At 62.1% G+C, this 1,076-nt stretch carries 1 protein-coding gene; it reads right to left on the bottom strand.

The window, feature by feature from the left end; all coding sequences use genetic code 11:
* A partial coding sequence (gene ccoG, locus C5P05_RS02470) for a cytochrome c oxidase accessory protein CcoG (RefSeq protein WP_114968305.1) occupies nt 1–1,076 on the bottom strand: 1,076 nt, incomplete at its 5' end.

Genomic DNA, 1,076 nt, shown 5'->3' with positions numbered 1-1,076 from the left:
TTATCGTGGAACTAAAAAAACCGACTTTTCAACCAGCCGACCCGACGAATCCAGCGCCTCAATCTCGAACTGCATCGGGTGCGAGCCCGGTGGCGCCACCTCGAACGGGGCCTGCACCCGCACCGGCACCACACGCGCCTCGGTGGAAGCGACCAGCACCGTGTCCTCCGAGGTCAGCGCCAGACCGGGCAGGCCCGACACCGTGATTTTGTAATGCTGGGGTGCTTCGGTGGCGTTCATCACCTGCAGCCGGTACACGTTCTCTATTTTTCCGCCGGCCACAATGCGCGCCATGACACCGCGGTCGCGCACCACATTGACCTTGAACGGCGTGCGCAGTGACAGACTGAGCACCATCGCCAGCACGATGGAGGCCAGGATGGCCGTGTACACCAGCACCCGCGGCCGCAGCACATGGCGCAAGGTCTGCGACTGGGTCCAGTGCTGCTTCATGGCGTTTTCCGTGGTGTACTTGATCAGGCCGCGCGCGTAGCCCATCTTGTCCATCACCGTGTCGCAGGCATCCACACAGGCACCGCAGCCAATGCACTCGTATTGCAGGCCCTTGCGGATGTCGATGCCGGTCGGACAGACCTGCACGCACAGGGTGTCGTCGACACAGGCGCCCAGGTTCAGAGTGGCCGGATCGGCCTTGCGCGAGCGGGCACCACGCGGCTCGCCGCGCTCTTCGTCATAGGTGACGATCAGGGTGTCCTTGTCGAACATGGCGCTTTGAAAGCGCGCATACGGGCACATGTGCTTGCACACCTGCTCGCGCATGAAGCCGGCGTTGCCGTAGGTGGCAAAACCGTAGAAGAAGGTCCAGAACACTTCCCATGAGCTCATGCTCATTTGCAGGAACTCGACGCCCAGTTCTTTGATCGGGGTGAAGTAGCCGACAAAGGTGAAGCCGGTCCACAGCGCCAGCATCAGCCAGAGCAGGTGTTTGGCGCTTTTGCGACCAACCTTGTCCAGCGACAGGGGCTGGCCATCGCGGCGCATGCGCATGGAGCGGTCGCCCTCGACTTTCTTCTCGATCCACAGGAAGATTTCGGTGTACACCGTCTGCGGGCAGG

This window comes from Rhodoferax ferrireducens (assembly GCF_003347515.1).
GTDB lineage: Bacteria > Pseudomonadota > Gammaproteobacteria > Burkholderiales > Burkholderiaceae_C > Rhodoferax.
This window is presented reverse-complemented; position numbering and strand designations above follow the sequence as displayed.